This is a genomic window from bacterium (assembly GCA_021372515.1).
Classification (GTDB): domain Bacteria; phylum Gemmatimonadota; class Glassbacteria; order GWA2-58-10; family GWA2-58-10; genus JAJFUG01.
In genome coordinates this window covers 40,601-58,298 of the sequence record JAJFUG010000165.1, presented here as the reverse complement: position 1 = coordinate 58,298, position 17,698 = coordinate 40,601, and the positions used below count along the sequence as shown (strand labels likewise).

General features: G+C 57.6%; 14 protein-coding genes and 1 tRNA gene. 7 read left to right on the top strand and 8 right to left on the bottom strand.

The window, feature by feature from the left end:
- Nucleotides 1-1,204, top strand: a 1,204-nt coding sequence (locus LLH00_15320) for a PorV/PorQ family protein (GenBank protein ID MCE5272649.1), incomplete at its 5' end; no start/stop codon positions are given.
- 137 nt (nucleotides 1,205-1,341) lie between these two features.
- Here LLH00_15320 and LLH00_15315 read toward each other — a convergent pair.
- The gene (locus LLH00_15315; protein ID MCE5272648.1) at nucleotides 1,342-2,220 is read right to left on the bottom strand and encodes a hypothetical protein; all 879 of its coding nucleotides are present in this window, start codon (nucleotides 2,218-2,220) and stop codon (nucleotides 1,342-1,344) included.
- 16 nt (nucleotides 2,221-2,236) lie between these two features.
- Nucleotides 2,237-2,938: an L-ribulose-5-phosphate 4-epimerase gene (locus tag LLH00_15310; protein ID MCE5272647.1), complete on the bottom strand. Its 702-nt coding sequence runs from the start codon at nucleotides 2,936-2,938 to the stop codon at nucleotides 2,237-2,239.
- Nucleotides 2,939-3,085: 147 nt separating this feature from the next.
- On the opposite strand from LLH00_15310, the gene LLH00_15305 reads away from it, so the two are divergent.
- From LLH00_15305 to LLH00_15290, 4 genes are all read left to right on the top strand, one after another.
- Nucleotides 3,086-3,173, top strand: a tRNA-Leu gene (locus tag LLH00_15305).
- Nucleotides 3,174-3,506: 333 nt separating this feature from the next.
- Nucleotides 3,507-7,058 carry an SUMF1/EgtB/PvdO family nonheme iron enzyme gene (locus LLH00_15300; protein ID MCE5272646.1) on the top strand — a complete coding sequence of 1,184 codons (3,552 nt, stop codon included), beginning with the start codon at nucleotides 3,507-3,509 and terminating at the stop codon, nucleotides 7,056-7,058.
- Between the two features lie 233 nt (nucleotides 7,059-7,291).
- The gene (locus tag LLH00_15295; protein MCE5272645.1) at nucleotides 7,292-7,888 is read left to right on the top strand and encodes a nucleotidyltransferase domain-containing protein; all 597 of its coding nucleotides are present in this window, start codon (nucleotides 7,292-7,294) and stop codon (nucleotides 7,886-7,888) included.
- Nucleotides 7,863-8,309 carry a HEPN domain-containing protein gene (locus tag LLH00_15290; protein MCE5272644.1) on the top strand — a complete coding sequence of 149 codons (447 nt, stop codon included), beginning with the start codon at nucleotides 7,863-7,865 and terminating at the stop codon, nucleotides 8,307-8,309. The genes LLH00_15295 and LLH00_15290 overlap by 26 nt, the downstream gene beginning before the upstream one ends.
- Nucleotides 8,310-8,872: 563 nt before the next feature.
- On the opposite strand, the gene LLH00_15285 is transcribed toward LLH00_15290, so the two are convergent.
- The 5 genes from LLH00_15285 to LLH00_15265 all read right to left on the bottom strand — a co-directional run bounded on the left by LLH00_15285 (nucleotide 8,873) and on the right by LLH00_15265 (nucleotide 14,851).
- Complete coding sequence (locus tag LLH00_15285; GenBank protein MCE5272643.1) at nucleotides 8,873-9,115, bottom strand: hypothetical protein; 243 nt, start codon at nucleotides 9,113-9,115, stop codon at nucleotides 8,873-8,875.
- A 550-nt stretch (nucleotides 9,116-9,665) separates the two neighbouring features.
- The gene (locus LLH00_15280) at nucleotides 9,666-10,247 is read right to left on the bottom strand and encodes a helix-turn-helix domain-containing protein (protein ID MCE5272642.1); all 582 of its coding nucleotides are present in this window, start codon (nucleotides 10,245-10,247) and stop codon (nucleotides 9,666-9,668) included.
- A gap of 390 nt (nucleotides 10,248-10,637) precedes the next feature.
- On the bottom strand, nucleotides 10,638-11,312 hold the full coding sequence (locus LLH00_15275; protein ID MCE5272641.1) for a hypothetical protein: 675 nt from the start codon (nucleotides 11,310-11,312) through the stop codon (nucleotides 10,638-10,640).
- Nucleotides 11,313-11,358: 46 nt separating this feature from the next.
- Nucleotides 11,359-12,540: a site-specific integrase gene (locus LLH00_15270; protein MCE5272640.1), complete on the bottom strand. Its 1,182-nt coding sequence runs from the start codon at nucleotides 12,538-12,540 to the stop codon at nucleotides 11,359-11,361.
- Between the two features lie 799 nt (nucleotides 12,541-13,339).
- On the bottom strand, nucleotides 13,340-14,851 hold the full coding sequence (locus tag LLH00_15265; protein MCE5272639.1) for a DegQ family serine endoprotease: 1,512 nt from the start codon (nucleotides 14,849-14,851) through the stop codon (nucleotides 13,340-13,342).
- 437 nt (nucleotides 14,852-15,288) lie between these two features.
- On the opposite strand from LLH00_15265, the gene LLH00_15260 reads away from it, so the two are divergent.
- Both LLH00_15260 and LLH00_15255 read left to right on the top strand, forming a co-directional pair.
- Nucleotides 15,289-16,299 carry an aldo/keto reductase gene (locus tag LLH00_15260; GenBank protein ID MCE5272638.1) on the top strand — a complete coding sequence of 337 codons (1,011 nt, stop codon included), beginning with the start codon at nucleotides 15,289-15,291 and terminating at the stop codon, nucleotides 16,297-16,299.
- Nucleotides 16,257-16,958 carry a hypothetical protein gene (locus LLH00_15255; GenBank protein MCE5272637.1) on the top strand — a complete coding sequence of 234 codons (702 nt, stop codon included), beginning with the start codon at nucleotides 16,257-16,259 and terminating at the stop codon, nucleotides 16,956-16,958. The genes LLH00_15260 and LLH00_15255 overlap by 43 nt, the downstream gene beginning before the upstream one ends.
- Here LLH00_15255 and LLH00_15250 read toward each other — a convergent pair.
- A complete protein-coding gene (locus LLH00_15250) occupies nucleotides 16,947-17,681 on the bottom strand; it encodes a glutamine amidotransferase (GenBank protein MCE5272636.1) in 735 nt (244 codons plus the stop codon). The two genes, LLH00_15255 and LLH00_15250, sit on opposite strands and share 12 nt — an antisense overlap.
- Between the last annotated feature and the right edge of the window lie 17 nt (nucleotides 17,682-17,698).

Here is a 17,698-nt window from a genome sequence, read left to right as displayed (position 1 = left end):
TGGAACAATCAGGAAAGGCATACTGAGCGCCTGGACACTGCTGGTCCTGGGGGTGCTGCCCCTGTTGGGCCAGGGTGTGTCGAACCAGGACTACTCGGGGTTGGACAAGTATCTGACCCAGGGCCGCCCCAAATCCTCGTCGTTCGTGGGGGTGCGTGCGGCCGAGTTTCTGACCATCCCGGTGGACGCGCGCGGAATCGGCATGGGCGACGCCTACGCCGCGGTGGCGGATGACATCTCCGCTATCTGGTGGAACCCGGCCGGTCTGGCGTTCCTGAATGAGACCCAGGTGATGCTGAACGTGGTGGACTACACCCTGGACATCACCTACAGCTATTGCGCCATGGCCAAGCCGCTGGCCGATGGACGCGTGGTGGTGGGCGGGTTCTTCGGCTACCTGGATGTGCCGGACATGGAGATCACGACCGTTTCGGTGCCCGAGGGCACCGGCCGGATGTTCGACGCCTACGATTTCCAGATGGGCGGCTCCCTGGCCTACAATTTCAGCGACCGCTTCGCCGGCGGCCTGAACATGAAATACGTACACCAGGACATGTTCGACAACGTGGCGGGCAACGCTTTCGCCATCGACGCAGGGGCGGTGTACCACACCGAGTTCATGGACCGCGAGATACGTTTCGCCTTCGCTGTCCAGAACCTCGGCACGAACATCACCATGCGCGGCCCGAACCTTCTGTACGAGGTGGGGCCCGAGGACCGCGACGACCTTCTGCCCTCCGGCTACGAGAACTACTCTTCCGACGCCTACGCCATCTCCAGCCGGGCCAACCGCGAGGTGTACAAGCGTACTCACACCTACCGCCTGCCCACCGCGGTGAAGCTGGCCCTGTCCTACAGCCTGTACAGCGATGAAAAAGTGAACTGGCTGGCCGCGGGCGAACTCTGGCGCAACAGCAACATCCCGATCAGCTACGCCACCGGGACCGAGCTGTCGTACAAGTTCCACCAGTTCCTGTCCGGCGCGCTGCGCATGGGCTGGAAAGTCCAGACCGACGAGAACACCGATGCAAAGGACGAGTTCGGCTACGAGTACCTGGGCGATGACCCGACCATGCGCGGGTTCAGTTTCGGCGGCGGATTCAAGCGGCAGTTCGGCGGGCGCAGCCTGGAATTCAACTACGCCTACCAGAACAAGGGCCGTCTGACCGCGGATAACTTTTTCACGATTAAAGTGGGGTTCTGACTGTAATAGGGGATGTGTGTGGGGTGGGGGTACAGCCGGGCCGGTGCGGGGGAGCGCCGGTCCGGCTGTTTTTTTGTCCCCGGAAATCCAGTAGAACTGGAGTAGGGTCACGGCGCGCCGTGACCGGTTTGCTTATCTCAGAACAGCTCCCACTCCGGGTGGTGCACCAGCGGGTGGTCGGCGGTCTCGCGCGTGGCGGTGACACGGGCGTCCGGGTGGCGCTGCAGCAGGGTCAGCGGGTACTCGGGGGTGGGCTCCGAGAACAGGGCCACCCGGAAAGCGGTCTGTTTCCAGGCCCCGGTGTCGCTGTATATGCGCACCTTGCGCGCCGAGAGGCATTCTTTCACTCCCAGGGTGACCGACATCGGCGGCACGAACTGCCAGGCCGAGCCGAACGTGCGCTGGGCCAGGGCGATGATCGTGTCCCAGTTGTTATACTGGATACGGGCTGTGCTCTCGGCCATCTCCTCCAGGCTCACCTGGCTGAACGGGTCGCGGCGGGCCTGGTTGTAGGCCACGTGCCCGTCCTGCCCCCAGCCGCCCAGGGTGATATCGATCGGCGCGGCGGCGATTGCGGCCCGTACCGTGGGCAGTGACTGCGGGGTCAGCCAGTTGCGGTTCTCCTCCGGCACGGCCAGAGCGGGGTCCACCGGTCCGTAGAACACATCTTCCATGGTGCTGCGGAAATTGTAGGGGTGGCCCTTGGGCAGCAGCTCGCCCTGCCAGGTCAGGCACTCATCCATATGGAACACCACCAGGCGCCTGAGGCTCAGCCCGCGTTCGTTGACCAGGCGGCAGAACGGTTCGTACCACGCCATCGGCCCGCAGGGCACGATCGCCCGGGTGAGCTCGCCGCGCGCGTTGTGGCGTTCCACCTCCTCCACCAGCTCCAGCGCCATGGCCAGGCCCATCTGCTCGCGCGTCTGGACCACCGCGAACGGCACCCGTGGCCCGTTCTCAGCGAGCCGGTCCACCGGGATCGAGCACCAGCGCCTCAGTTCTTTCCTGTCAATCATCGTCGCCTTCCCAAGGTTATGCGTTCTGATCTTTTTTCTGTCCGTAATAGCTTCCCGGCCCGTGCTTGCGCAGGAAATGCTTGTCCAGCAGCGGACGGGCAATCGCCTCGGCCGTGCCGTTCAGGGCCAGGGTGAAAAGGGCGATGCGGGCGCTTTCCTCCAGCACCACCATGTTCTCCACCGCTTTCTCGGGGCTGTCACCCCAGGTGAACGGGGCATGCGAGGCCACCAGCACGGCCGGCATGTTGCGCGGGTCGAGGCCTTCGAAACACTCCACGATCACCCGTCCGGTGTTCATCTCGTAGTCCTCTGCGATCTCCTCGCGGGTCAGGTAGCGTGTCACCGGGACCGGGCCGTAGAAATAGTCGGCGTGGGTGGTGCCGAAACAGGGCAGGGACTGCCCGGCCTGGCACCAGGCCGTGGCGTGGCTGGAATGTGTGTGCGCCACAGCTCCGATACCCTCGAAACGGCGGTACAGCTCCAGATGGGTGGGGGTGTCGGTGCTGGGGCTGAGCGCGCCCTCCACCCGGTGGCCGTCCAGCTCCAGCACCACCATGTCGGCGGGGGTGAGTTTGTCGTAGCTCACGCCGCTGGGCTTGATCACCACAAGGCGTCGCTCCGGGTCCAGGCCGCTAACATTCCCCCAGGTGAAAAGCACCAGGCCGTGGCGTACCAGGTCGAGGTTGGCCCGGCAGACCCGCTCTTTCAGCTCCTCCAGCATCGACTCTCCGGTTCGGGATAAGTTCGGGTTATGGAATAACAGTGCAAAGATACAGCCGGCAGCCGGTTTTGACAACAGGCAAGCTCTGCCGCCGCGCCAATTGCGTTGACTGGGCGGGCCGAAAACAGTATTATTCTCCCACGCGCCGGGGTGGTGGAACTGGCAGACACAAGGGACTTAAAATCCCTTGGAGCTTAGCTCCGTGGGGGTTCGATTCCCCTCCCCGGCACCAGTAATTACAAGGGTTTGGGCGATGCAGGCCCAGGCCCTTTTATTTTGATACTCGCCATTTGTCCCACTCCTGTCCCGCGTTATCAATTTCTATTGCTCCTTTGCGAGTGAAAAAACCTACCCTCCAGTCTCGCATTCTACCGGAAAACAAGCTCTCCATCTTGTGCGCAGCACGTGGGATTCCACTCTCGTTTGTGCACCAGGCTTGTGAAACGTAAATTGGCGTTTCCCTATTGACACTGCATAAAGATGCGGCTAACATGAAGGAAACTTACTGTCTTCTTATGTAAAATCACAATCGCGGATAGAATAGCCCACCCCGTAGAGGTCCGGAATGCGCAAACTCCTGCCCCTTCTCGCTGTCATTCTTCTTCTCTTGATTACCTTCAGCACAAACACATATTCCCAGGCCCTCTCCGCCGTAAGCAGTACCCAGCGCGGGGACATTAACGAGGACGGCAAAGTTGATGTATTCGACCTGCTTGAAATGCTCAAGTCCCTGGCTGGGCAGGGACAGACCGAGCGCAAACGCCAGATCGCGGACATGAACGCCAGCGGAGGGGTGGATGTTTTCGACCTGCTGGGAATGCTCAAGGTGCTGGCAGGTGCAGAACAGCCGGGAGTAATCTATTGGGGGCCGGTTATTACCGGTTCGGATCGTGCTGGAGCCGCACCGGGTGACAGCCTCGTTCTTTACACGGAGAACGCGGACGGCGGCCTGTCGATTCAGGATATCAAGGTTCTGGTCAATGGCGCTGAATACCTGGTGGCCGCTTTCAATCCAGACAGCACGTTGATCGTCATGCCGGAAAGTTTCACCGGCGGTGAGCTATCCCTCATTCTTGGGGCGGACACTACCAAAAGCATCCATGTCAAGCTTCTGGTGAAGGTTGCCGGAAAAGTGGAAGTGGCATCAGGACTCAACTTGTCGGAGTTGACCGTATTTTCCATCCAGGACGAAAACAGAGTGGGGAGCGACGGTTCCTTCAACGCCCGGTTGACCGACAGCACGGAAGCGACTTTTATCGTGGCGACCAACGCCTCTGGCGCGCCAGTGCTGTTGAGCTTTATGACCAATGTTCCCGGCACGGGCCTTTCCGGAGTAAAGGGGAAGGAAGGCTTCACAAAGCTTTCCGCTTCCGACAACATCTCGCTGGGTGTGCAGAGCACCGCCTTGAGTCTTGTCATGCTGAACCCGGCGGTTTTTGGCACGAGCGCCCAGGAAAGAAAGGCATTCGCTGAGCGGGCCGCGCAGCATACGAGGTTTCAGGAGCTTGTAACACAGATCGGCGCAATCCTGAACTCCGGCCTTAATCCCGGTTACTTAGTGGATGACAGCCACCCGGAGATATTCCGCCTGGCCGACGAGATCGCCAGGGACGTTTACGACGGCATGGAGGAGCAGGGCATCCCGCAAGATTCAACCATTCCCGACCGTTCCGATCCCGATGTCCGGCTGGGAGAGAATGGACAACTCGAATTCAGCAACCCTTACTATGTCCATTACGGGACTGCGCTGTTTGATTTCAGAGCGGCAAGTCCGAAAAAATCTTTCATGCAAAAGCCGAGACCCTGGAAATGGAGTTTGATCCCGTATACCGGTGAGTTAGGCCGGACATTGCAGGGCATGGATTCGGGTGATTCCCTGAGTGCGGTAATGTGCAAGGGGTTCGATTCCAGCAGCCCGCACTGGTGGGACCCGGCCTGGCCCGAGGGACGGGGGACGCTCTACAACAGCGGCAAGATGGTGATAGACGTAATCGACCTGGTAAACAAGGTTCCCGGCCCGGAGGAAAAGCTTGAATCCCTGACGGATATCCTGAAAGACGCCGGGGGGGCCACGATATTAAAGGAAGGTTTCCAGGCGGGGACTGCCCCGGCGATGCTAAGGGCGGTTCTTGGTTTTATTGAAAGCAACAAGGATATAGTCCTGAGCTTTTTCTGGCGGGATGCGGCGACCGACAACATGCGCAATTGCGTAACCTTGCTCCATTCGGTGGCGGGCAACGTTTTCAAGAACCTGGCCGAAGTGGACAAGGACCCTTTCTACGTGGACCTGTTTTTAGCTCCGGGAAAAGTTACCCAGAATTACCATTTCAGCGCCGGGCATCTTACTCCCATCATGTCACTGGTTTCTTTACCCAGCGGGCGAGTTTCGATGGGGGGAAACCTGGCAACACTGAGCGCTTTCCAGATGGGCCGCTACGAGGTGACGAACGCACAGTATGCGGCTTTTTTGAATGTAGCTCTGGCGGACGGGGAAATAACAGCAACAACGAGTAGCGTGACCGGGACGAAAGGGGCTTACATCGGCCAAGAGTACATTTACCTGTGTGGGATGAGTTATTTTCTTTATGTTCTTGACAACAACAACAAGTGTTGGATCAGTTACAATGGGACGAGTTTCAGCGTAGAGCCGGGTAAGGAAAATATGCCGGTGGTATATATTACCTGGTATGGAGCTAAGGCGTTTGCCATGAAATACGGTTTTGACCTGCCGACCGAGGCGGAGTGGGAGTACGCCGCCCGAGGTGGCAGGCAGTATGAGTACGGGACGGATGATGGGACTATCAGTCCTGAGAAAGCTAATTATAACCGTAACGTTGGATATCCAACTAAAGTCGGCAGTTACTCGGCTAATCCTTTCGGCCTGCATGACCTGAGTGGAAATGTCGCGGAGTGGTGCAACGACTGGTATGGAGCATACAATAATCAGAGCCAAACTGACCCGACAGGGCCTTCCAGCGGCTCCAACCGTGTTGTTCGGGGCGGCAGCTGGGGCAACGTCCGCGACCCCGATTACTTGCGGTCTGGTTCTCGTTTCAGCAGCAAACCGGACGGCGGTGTTGACACCTGGACTTGGGACTGGCCGGGCGACGGATTAGGCTTCCGGGTTGTGCGACGTCAGATTTTAAAGGGGAAGATATTGGAATCCGGTGCGGGGCTTTCGGACGTGAACGTGTATGTAACCGGCGGCGGGATCGACAGGCTCACCGCCACCGGCGTAACAGGCGATTATTTAATCGGACTCCCCGATGGCGAGTATACAGTTATCCCCGGCAAGTCTGGTTATACTTTCAGCCCGGCGTGTCTTGAGGTGACGGTGAGCGGTTCGGACGTTACGGCAAGCAAAATAACCGCGACCGCCGACAGCGAGTTACCTGGTGACAGCACGAAAGTACAGGGCCTTACACTGATTTCCATCCCCAGCGGGTTGTTCCAGATGGGGCTGACGCGCATTGTGACATTGAGCGCCTTCCAGATGGGCTGCTATGAAATCACGCAGGCGCAGTACCAGGCGGTGGTTGGTTCGAATCCCTCTTATTTCTCCGGCTTACCCGGCGATTCGGAGCGCCCGGTGGAGCAGGTAAGCTGGTACGATGCGGTGACTTTCTGCAATAAACTCAGCGAGAAGGCGGGATTGCAGCCCTGCTACAATCTTGCGACTTGGGCTTGTGACTTTTCAAAGAATGGTTTCCGCTTGCCGACGGAAGCGGAGTGGGAATACGCCTGCCGGGCCGGGACCACCACGAAATATTATACCGGGGACAGCGGGGACGACCTGAACCGGGCGGCATGGCATCAATTTAACAGCGGTGATATGACACAAACGGTGGGTTTAAAGGAACCAAATACCTTCAGACTATTTGACATGCTTGGCAATGTCGCGGAGTGGTGTAACGACTGGTACGGAGACTACGGCAGCGCCTATGCGAATAATCCGCAAGGCCCATCGACCGATGATGGTCATGGTCGAACCTTGCGGGGGGGGAGTTATAAAGGCGCTGAAAGAGAAAGCCAAGAGCTAACTTCATTCCTCCGCGAATTCTGGGGTGATCTGAACTGGAAACAATCTTCAATAGGCTTCCGGGTGGTGCGGCGTTGATTTCCCAGAGAACTTCAGCGCAGTTGAGCACTTGCAACTTGATTTTTGTCTCTTGTAAAAGGGGTCCAGGCTGATACCGCGCGGCGAAAAACGTTTTCTTGAAAATCAGTTATTGAGCGTGTAAATTGCTTTTTAACTCATCTCGTCCTTCCGGCCTTTGTTTTATGCCCGGACGTCAAAAGCACACATTCTTTGCACCCAAAATGAGTTCAATAGCACCCAATATGAGAACAATGATTTCTAAAGGCGGGGCTGAGGCCCTTTTCGGCAAGACCCGCCTGGCCGTGCTGGCCCTGTTTTTCACCCACCCGGAGCGGGAATTCTACCTGCGTCAGGTGAGCGGAACGGTCAAAACCGGTCAGGGAGCGGTCCAGCGCGAGCTTGCGCGCTTGGCCGCCTGCGGCATCCTGCTGAGAACAAGAAAAGGCCGGCAGGTGTTCTACCAGGCCAACCGGGATTGTCCGTTTTTCGGCGAACTCAAGTCCCTGTTGGTCAAAACCGGCGGCGTGGCGGATGTCCTGCGCCGGGCGCTGGCCGGGTTTGGGCATAACATCCGCATCGCCTTCGTCTTCGGTTCTTTTGCCACAAACAGCGCACAGGCCCGCAGCGATATAGACCTCGCGGTGATAGGCGCAGTCTCGTTCGGCGAGGTGGTTTCCGCCCTGTCGGAAGCCCAGGAAACCCTGGCCCGTGAGATCAACCCGGTTGTGTATTCCGAGGAAGAATTCAAGGGGCAAGCCGCCCGGAAACACTTTGTGGGCAAGCTCAAGGGCACTGAAAAAATCTATCTGATCGGCTCGGCTGATGAATTTGACAGATTGGTTGAATAACGGCTGGCTCGTGGAGCACCGGACGAGTTCCGGAGAAATAGCCGACCTCCTTTCCGCCGCAGACTTGGATTTGAACAATTCCGCCGTGCCGGGGGTCGATCCAGAGTGGCAACTTATTATGGCCTACACCGCGGCCCTTCGGCTGGCTATGGCGGCGCTGGCGGCTTCCGGTTTTCGCCCGTCCCGCGAGAGCGGCCATTACCGGACCATCGGCAGTCTGGCATTGACCATCGGAGCGGAGAAAGCGCTGGTTGATAAGTTCGACGCTTTCCGGAAGAAACGGAATATCAGCCAGTATGATTCGGCGGGACTGGTTTCGGAAAAAGAAGCCGAGGAAATGAAGGCGCTGGCCCTGGAGCTGAAAAGCAGAGTCACAGAATGGCTGAAAACCAACCATCCCGAAATGCTGCCAGAAGAATGAGTTGCCGACAAACATTGTTTATGATTTTTTCGGTAAACGACGTCGGGGATTCGAGGCGATAAACTTTGGCAAAGAAGTCATTTTGCAAAGATACTTTCCGGAGTTTCGGGACTCCTAATCGCGCGCGCGTGCGCGCGAGAGAGTATCCCAGGAAGCGCTCAAGCGGCCCTGATAAAACGATCTTGCCACAAGCCTAACTCTCTCTTCTGGCCTCTCCTTTTCCAACCCGTTACCGTAGCGAGAACGAGAGTACCGAAAGACTGTTGATAATAGTTGAGATTTTCAGAATGTTGACAGGAGTTGACATCCGGGCGATTCATCCCAACGTGTGAGGCGTTTTCAGACGCCATAAAAAACGCGCGCACGTGCGCGCGAGGTTAAGGAAAGTTGAGTTTTTTTCGGTTGAAGGACTTGAAGGGATTCACTGTTCTTATCTCATTGATTGGCGGTATATTAGCCTTTCGTTGACAATACTTCACAAATCACCGGCCTATATCGGGATAAGGGTAGAAAAAAGACCCCCTCGAACGCCCCTTGAACCCGCCTCGAACCCCCCATGAACCCTATTCCTCGTTTTCAGTTATCTCGGCGGCACGGACTACTTTCCGGCGGTTGTAGAGATACGACACAACGTCATCCTCGAAAAAGAATCGCCGTCCGCCTTTTTCGGCATATGCCAGCCCACCGCGAATCCAGTTACCGAGCACCCGCGACCGCCCTGTGGCATCTGTGAAAGGTAGACCGAGCTGCGCGCACAGCTCGCGCTCCGGCCATACCTGGTTTAATCCGCTTGGCTTCTGGGACACGTTCTCCTCCTTTGTTGAGATACTTGGAAATGACTTCCACCTGCAATGGTTTGCCTTTCTCTTTGGCTTTCCTATAAAGCCGTTGCAGACTAACCTGATCGGCTTCAATCAGCCGGTGAATGCACCGTGAACAGACGATATATCTGACATCCAGCCCAGGCTTGACCTGCTCCTGGCGGCCTCTGAAAAAATTGTAAGCTTCCTCAGGCTGCCCGCATAAGACGCATTCAATCGGCATCGCGCAATTCCTTTCCGGTTCGAGTTAGCGGGCCGGGGGCGATGAGGGCGAGTTCACCGCCCGCACCGGCCCTTTCAGGCTCCGCGCCGTGGATCGCAGAACCTGAGTTTTTCAAGTGCCTGCCATGTGTACTTGTCAAGTGCTATCCATGCGCACTTGTTGATGGAATTTGTATTTTCTCTCAAGTGCCTGCCATGTGTACTTGTGGAATGTTGTTTTTATCTTTTTATTTCTTGTCTTTAAAGGTCTTACCGCGATTGCCCTCATTTCAGTCCCTCAAGTGCGCATGAGTGGTACGCATTGTTACAGTATTCAGCGTAGCGCTGTTTTTGTGGCCTTGCCGTTGCCCCCGTTCTTTCTTTCCTGCCGTGCTGCTGCTGCATTTGTTCTGTCCCTATCTGTGGGACTGAAAAGCTTCTCTCCTGAACGTTTCGACCGTGCTTTCACCGCCTCGTTCTTCCGTCTGTTTTCAGGGGCCAAAATGAACCCGTCCTCGCCGTACAACCTCCAGCGGTTCGAGATTGCAAAAAGGCTTGAAATCTTTAACTTGCCGCAGCCGGGCCGGGTCAAGTCGATGAAGCCCCTCTCAAGAAGTTCCTGGATCGACCGCGAGACTGTCGCGCGAGAACCGATCCCCAGCGCCTCCATGATTTCCTCATAAGTTGCCACAATTTCACCGTTGTTGATTGCGCAGCGCCGCCTCCCGGTTTTCGTTTTGCCCCGCCGGTCGCTGTTGCCGCCGCGCTCCCAGCGGAGTTTTGAAAAGAGAAGGTGAAACAGGTCTTTCGACCTACCGGAAAGCGATAAGTATGCGCGGGAGAATAACAAGTCGTGCTCCACCTGCAAAAACCGCCCGATAGGTTGATAAATCGTATCCGGTCTGATCGGTTCCACGTCTCGCCCCCGATCCGGTTAACGCCCGCTCGGTTCGGTGATCCTCGAACGCATCCAGGCAATTAGTTCCTCAACCGGGTAGACGGTTTTCCTGCCGATCTTAAATCTCCCAGTGGGACCAATTCCTTGTGAATCAAGGTTTGCGAGTGTGCGACCATTCAAAACACCCCCTGAAAATCGCTTTACTTCCGTCCTGGCCACAACAGAACTTGGCCAGGTCTCTTTCAATCGCTCAAGCGCAGAATTGTGCAATTGCCACCTCCATGATATGAATGGTTGTTTGCGTCTGTTTAAAATGTTCTTTAGAAAGGCTAAATTAAAGTCGAAGAACTGGACGATTTTTCGTCCAGTTCTCCCAACTATCAAGGGGAGGATAGGGAAAAGAGCTAATTATTTGTGGGTCAATACGTGGGGATGCAAAGCGGCCAAAGTATCTATGGCGGTTTTAATCCGGTTGTAAAGTTCAGATTGATGCCTATTGAGTATTTCGAGGGTTTTTCTAACAATTTCAAACATCGGACCATCTCGATAGACAGTTGGTTTTCCAATATTCATCCAGAAAATATAGACTATATTTTGAATGACTTCTTGCATCATGTCGGGAAGTACCATGTTATTAACATCTCCCGGAGTTTCCGGGAAATAGGTCTTGATACAATTTGGCCGTCCATTGGATTTAAGTTTAAGCGCTTCAACAAACTTGTCCCGTAACTTATAAAGGTCAGCGTATAGAGAAAAATTTGACAGATAAGTTGTCACATCCTCAGATTTCGTACCAGGGTACATTATCATTAGCGCTTCTTCAAAATGTCTGATAGCTCGGTTTAATGCATTTATTCCCTCTTTTTGTTTTTTCCGACCACGAGTTATATCTACTGGTTCTGTACTCAGTCTCCATTTTGCGGCTGGAAGGTAGGAATCGAGTTCAGAAATAAACTTATCGACAACATATTCAAAAGAAGTATACTTGGGCTTGTTATATTTACTACTGATAAGTTTTTCCCGAAATTCCTGCTTCAGCTTCTCTGTCAAACAAAGTGATTCATTCGTTTCACCGCTGTCCATAAGGTTGACAACCTCCATACCGGTTTGCGCGATAGTCACAGTGTCCCTAAGCGACTATTTCTTTAGCTGATTTGCCTTCTTTCGACTGGCTTAGTTTTGCAACTGCCTGTTGGAGCGTGCCTTGACTCAGATGGGAATATCTTTCAGTCATGGCAAGGGTTTGATGCCCCAGGAGCGTTTTGACCGTGTAAAGGTCAACGCCACTCTCCACAAGCCAGCTTGCGAACGTGTGCCGCAGGGTGTGAAAAACAACCTTGTCCCGGCGGTCCGCAACACCCTTGTTCAGTCCAAGCTTGTCAACGGTCCAGATGAAGGTATGCGGAATCTGGCCGATCCTCCCGCCGTCCGGTTTCTGGAACAAGAGTCCTTCACTGGCCGTTGCCTGCCGCCGGAGAAGCATTTCCCTGACCGGCCCGGTCATGTAAGCAATCCTGTTACGCCCGCTTTTGGTATCCCGGATTAGTATTTGCCCCCGATCGAAGTCGATGCAGTCCCAGGGCAGAGAAAAAATCTCACCCGCCCGTAATCCGCAATACAGGGAAAGCAAGGTCATGTCGTGAATATCGTAATATCCCCCGGCCAGAAGCTCGTTCAACAGTCTCGCGGCCTCAGAGTGCGACAGGAAACGCATACGCCTGTTGTCTTTCGAGGGTTTGCGGACTTTGTTGACCGGATTGTCGCCCTCGAACAGGTTCATACCTTTGGCCCGGTTGATAACCTGCCTCACAAGCGCCAGTGCGTATGTGATTGAGCGGGGGGATTGTTCTGCATCGGTCATTTTTTTCTTGAGCCGTTCAAGGTCCAGAGGGGAGAGTCTCGATAGCGTTATGCCGCCGAGATTTGGCTCAAGCCACTGTTTGAACAGTGAGCGCTCCCGGACCATCGTTCCTTTCGTTTTATCGGCTTCGGCCAGTGGCAGATAAGTCTCGTTGAAGAAACTGGAGAAGGTCAGAGATTCCCTCGTTTCCGCGTCACGTTTCGCTTGAGCCCTCTGTTCGGCTAATGTCTGTGCGCCTTTGCCGAGCCGCTGCGCCTCTTTTAATTCCCCAAGCTGTAATGACGCCTTCTGCGCAGACATTCCCTTAGAGGCCCAGCCGAGTCCTTCTTCTTTCAGCCGTCCGTTTAGATGATACCGGATCGAGAAATACTGATCGAATTTCACCCCGTTCTTTCTTGTAGGGTGCGTCCGGTAACGGACACCGGGATATTGTGTGTTGTGCCATTTCATATTCCGGCCTCCTGATAGTTTGTCCCACTATTGTCCCACAAAAAAGGATGAAACAGACTGTTTTTGAATGATGGTTTCTGATGAAATATATTGCTTAATGCCTTGAATGTCAAGAGGTAGATTGTGAATTGTGATTTTATGTGAAAGTTAAATAAAGGGACTTAAAATCCCTTGGAGCTTAGCTCCGTACGGGTTCGAGCCCCGTTCCCGGCACCAGATGAGCGAAAGGGCTGTCCTCGGATCGAGGATAGCCCTTTACGTTTGAGGTGAATTCCGGGAGACCGGCCAAGCCTCCCCCTTGGACAACGGGGGATCGAGGTAGTAATGTCCGGCTTAGGAAATTGCATCACGGAATCGAAAGGCCACTATTATCTTGTCCTTTTCCGGCTTGTGGAAAAGGACAAAAAGACGCTTCGTGGCCGTAAACTCGCATTGGCCCTGGTTGTTCTTTCACCCGCGGTGTGTGCGGAGTTTTTGCACGCTGCCTGTGTTGCGGGGCCACGCTGACGCTGATTGCCCGCCTGACTTCGTGGGTTTTTTCCGCCTGCGCTGTGCACGGTTCTTCTACTGCGCTCCCCCAAACCAGGCTTCAGACATATGGCCCCGGACGGGCCTGCGTGGCGCTTGGGTAGCAAGGCCCGAAAAAGGAACTTTCAAGAGGCAGAGTCAGGCCGCCCCGCAGACCTGGATACGCGATGTGCCGTAAACATCTGCATTTCCCGTAGGGGCATGGCGCGCCATGCCCCTACAATCATTTGCTGCCTTAAAATGTACCTTCGCGCATTAGCCGGCCCGGGCCTCACTTGCCTTTCTTGCTGCTGTCCTGCAGCCGCAGCGGCACGAACGAGCGCGTGTCTCCACGCTGCACCCGCAGCAGCACCGTGGCGTCCTTGGTCTCTCCGTCGATGGCTTTTTTGAACTCGGCCACAGTGGTCACGGGCTTGCGGTTGACCTCCAGGATCACATCCCCCGGCTGCAGCGAGGTGCGCGCCGCCGGGCTGGCCGCGTCGATGTCCGTTATTATCACGCCCTTGACATCCTCCGGCAGGTTGAACTGGCTCCGGATGTCCGGGGAGAGGTTCTGCAGGGTCAGGCCGGTCCGGCCGCGGGCGGCCTCGCTGGGGTTGCTGCTCTGGGCCACGTCCTCGGTCCGCTCCTCCAGGGTCACCTTGAAATCCATGCTCTTGCCGTCACGCAGCACCACGAAATCGGTGGGGGTGCCGGGTTTGATCGCAGCCACGCGGTTGCGCAGGTCGTTGGAGGAGGTCACCTTGCCGCCGTTGATCGCGGTGATTATGTCACCGTCCTTGATTCCGGCTTTCTGGGCCGGGCTCTTGTCGATCACGTTGTCCACCAGTACGCCGGAGCTGGGCTGCACGTTCAGAGCCTTGGCCATGTCCCCGGTGATGTCGCGGATGAACACTCCCAGATAGCCGCGGGTGACCTTGCCCTCATCGATCAGAGTGCGCGCAATGTCGCGGGCCATGTTGACCGGGATGGCGAAACCCACGCCCTGGTTGCCGCCCGAGCGGCTGTAGATGGCCGAGTTGATCCCCACCACCGCGCCGTTCAGATCGACCAGCGGGCCGCCAGAGTTGCCGGGGTTGATCGCGGCGTCGGTCTGCAGGAAATTCTCATAACTGGAGGGGTCCATCACGTTGGAGCGTCCCTTGGCCGAGATGATGCCCTGGGTCATGGTCTCGCTCAGGCCGAACGGGCTGCCGACCGCCAGCACCATCTCACCGATCCGCAGCTTGTCGCTGTCGCCCAGGTAGGCCACCGGGAGGTTCGACGCCCCCTCGATCTTGATCACCGCCACATCCGTGGGCGGGTCCGTGCCGATCACCTTGGCCGTGAACTCGCGGTTGTCCGAAAGGGTCACGGTGAGGTCATCCGCACCCTCGACCACGTGGTTGTTGGTCAGGATGTAGCCATCCGCCGAGACGATGAACCCGCTGCCCACACCCTCGATGCGCTCCTGCTGGCTGGGCTGCTGCGGCTGCTGTTGACGGCCACGCTGCTGCTGCTGGCCGAAGAACCATTCGAACGGGTCGAACTGCGGCACCTGCACCACCTTGGCGCTGTGCACCGACACCACGCAGGGAATCACCTTGTCCGCCACGTCCGCATACACCTGCTTGAACCCCGGGTAGCGCTGCTCGATAGGGGTCAGGGGCGGATTGTCCGCCCCCAGGCTGGTCCGGGCAGCCACCAGCTCGGAGACCGAACGTCCGCAGGCCGAAAAGGCCAGGACCAGGGTCAGCATGAACAGCATCCGGGTGATCCGGTTGGAAAATCTGGACTGTCTCAACGCACACCTCCTCTAAGAGTGAAAATCCAGGAACGCAATCTGTGTTTTCGATTAGCCGTCGCCCCTTTGGGCGCTCCCACTTAACAGTAGGAACGATTCGCAGTAAATGCAAATTGCGAACCACATCCGCACCATTTTCTGGATAATTGCATAACTGATGTATATGCAGTCGAATACATGTTTGTCCGGTTTTGGTCAGTAGACTGGTTTGCCCGGATATGCGAAGTCTGTCCCCCGGGATGGTGACGCGGATGAGATTGGATACCCCATTTGGGGTATTCCCCCGAAGACCCGGTCCGGGGTTTCGACTTGTCGGACGGGCCGGGCGGGCTTATATTGCCAGTAAAGCCTGATGCCCGTGCTGCAGGGATGGTGCGGGCCTGACGATGCGCCGGGGAAAACCGGCGCGTTCATTTTGTGGAAAGGAGAATACGGCCATGTCGGATAAGGGCCGGATGGGCTTTGTCCGGCGCCGCCTCGGGCGGACCGGTCTGATGGTCAGTGAAGTGAGCCTGGGCACCTGGACCCTGGGTGGGGTGAGTTTCAACGAGGGTAGCCCCAACGGCTGGGGCGCGCTGGATGTGAGCGAGGCCGAACGCGCGGTGCTGCACGCCCTGGACCTGGGTTGCAACCACCTGGACACGGCGGATGTATACGGCGCGGGCCGCTCGGAGCAGCTTCTGGGTCGCGTGCTGGGGGCCCGGCGTAAGGAGGTGGTTCTGGCGACCAAGGTCGGCTGGTTCCGGGGCACGGCCGGGCACGCCTACCAGCCCCTGCATATCCGCCACCAGCTCGAACAGAGCCTGGCCAACCTTCGCACGGACCATGTGGACATATACTATTTCCATCACGGCGATTTCGGCGAGAGCGACCTCTGGCTGGACGGCGCGATCGAGGTGATGCGGCGGCTCAAGGAAGAGGGCAAGGTGCGTTTCATCGGCCAGAGCGCCTACACGCAAGCTGATTTCGAGAAGCTGATCCCGCGGGTGGACCCGGATGTGCTGCAGTCGAGCACGCACATGCTGAACCTCAAAATGATCGGCCCGGCTTCCCGTATCCCGGCCCTGATCGCCCAGCGCGACCTGGGCCTGGTGGGGTTCAGCCCGATGGCCCAGGGTCTTCTGCTGGACAAGTACGACCCGAAGCACCCGCCGCAGTTCGAGCCGGGCGACCAGCGCGCCGGCAGCCGCTGGTTCAAGGCCGATTTCCTGGAGCGGATGCAGCCGCGTCTGGCTGAGCTGAAAAAGCGTTTCGGCGGCTCCACGGCCGAGCTGGTGCGCGCCAGCCTGCAGTACGTGCTGGCCTACCCATCCGTAAGCTGCGTGATACCGGGGTTCCGCAACTGCGCCCAGGTGGAGATGGACCTCTCGGCGGCGGGACAGCCGCTCACCACGGAAGACAGGGAATGGATAAGGGAACTGTTCGCGGACCTCGCGCTGACCGATTAGAAGAAGGCAACGGAAACGGCCGCCGGAACTCGCCGCCCCAGACCCTGGCCGCGCGCAGCGAGCGCGCACTGGCCCGTCTTAGTCCGGAGGAGCGTGAGTTCCTGGACGCGCTGATCGCGCGCTCGGGGCTGATCAACCGGGTGATCATGCGGCTCTACCTGGCGGTGGATGTGCGCGGGCTGGACCGCTGGTGGCTCCACATCCAGCGCATGAACCGGCGCAAGCTGAAAAGATTCGAGATGTTTTCCTACTGGCCGCTGCGCCTACTGGAACGTCTGAGCGCGATCTACATCGGCGGCTCGCTCACCGCGGCCGAGCAGCGCACGTTCGGCCTGATCTGCCGGATCGAGGACTACAAGCTCAGCCGCTACAACTCGATCATCTTCGGCCTCTGGGCCGGGGTGTTCTTTTTCTCGTCCGGGAACCTGGCGCACTGGATGGGCGGGATGTCGGGGCTGTTCAGCGGGACATTCGACCTGACCTCGCTGCTGCTCTACAGCGTGGGCGCGATCAGCGTGGCGGTGGACCTCTTCCGGGCGATAGACTCCTACGCCCGGAAGAGGGCGCACATGCCGTTCGGGGTGTTACCCCTGGTGCTCAATTCCACCACTTTCTTCAAACGCCTGTTGGAGCGCGGAGGGGCCGGATCAGAGCAGTGAGCGCACCAGCTGCTCGATGAACTTGGCGTAGTGGCAGCCCACCTCCACCTCATTGCCCTCCGCGGCCTGGGCCTTGACCCGCGGCTCGCCCCAGTCGACCCAGCCGCCGACCCAGTGCGGGGCCAGGTCGGTGGTGAGCGCCGCGGTGCGGCCCTTGCCCTGCGTGCCGAACACCAGGAGCGGGAACTCCTTGTCCTCCAGCGTCACCGCGCCATCGCGGATCACCAGCCGGCGCAGGGCCAGGCCCTGGCCACGGCTGTCCTTCAGTGTGACCTTATTATAACCGCAGAAAATGGGCGGGCGGTCCCAGGGCAGGCCGGCCAGGCATTTCTGATCCCCCTTGAGCACCGGCACCGCGCCCTGGCAGTAGTTGACCCGGTCATCCGACTGCAGCGGGATCACGGGCAGGATATCGCAGACCGGGCCCTGGTTGTACTCGCCGGCCAGGCCGTGGAACGACTCCCAGCCCCCGATCATGAGCAGCGAGGCACCGCGGCCGACACTCTCGGCCAGGGCTTTCTGGCGCGCCATGTCCAGGTTCGAGGCCGGGTAGTCGCTGATTATGAACAGGCCGGACTCGCGCTGGTAGGCCTCCAGCGGGGCCTGCACCGAACTCGGTACGTAATCGAATGCAATCCCTGCGTGGGTCATCACACCGCCCAGGTAGGCCGCGGCGCCTTTGAGGCTGTCATCCCCCATGTAGAGCACGCTTTTTCCGTCCATCTGCACACTCCCTTCTT

Excerpts from the sequence above, each read along its gene's own strand:
- LLH00_15275 (MCE5272641.1), bottom strand. The coding sequence starts at position 11,312 with ATGGACAGCGGTGAAACGAATGAATCACTTTGTTTGACAGAGAAGCTG.
- LLH00_15300 (MCE5272646.1), top strand. The coding sequence starts at position 3,507 with ATGCGCAAACTCCTGCCCCTTCTCGCTGTCATTCTTCTTCTCTTGATT.
- LLH00_15270 (MCE5272640.1), bottom strand. The coding sequence starts at position 12,540 with ATGAAATGGCACAACACACAATATCCCGGTGTCCGTTACCGGACGCAC.
- LLH00_15315 (MCE5272648.1), bottom strand. The coding sequence starts at position 2,220 with ATGATTGACAGGAAAGAACTGAGGCGCTGGTGCTCGATCCCGGTGGAC.
- LLH00_15250 (MCE5272636.1), bottom strand. The coding sequence starts at position 17,681 with ATGGACGGAAAAAGCGTGCTCTACATGGGGGATGACAGCCTCAAAGGC.
- LLH00_15260 (MCE5272638.1), top strand. The coding sequence starts at position 15,289 with ATGTCGGATAAGGGCCGGATGGGCTTTGTCCGGCGCCGCCTCGGGCGG.
- LLH00_15255 (MCE5272637.1), top strand. The coding sequence starts at position 16,257 with ATGGATAAGGGAACTGTTCGCGGACCTCGCGCTGACCGATTAGAAGAA.
- LLH00_15290 (MCE5272644.1), top strand. The coding sequence starts at position 7,863 with ATGAATTTGACAGATTGGTTGAATAACGGCTGGCTCGTGGAGCACCGG.
- LLH00_15295 (MCE5272645.1), top strand. The coding sequence starts at position 7,292 with ATGATTTCTAAAGGCGGGGCTGAGGCCCTTTTCGGCAAGACCCGCCTG.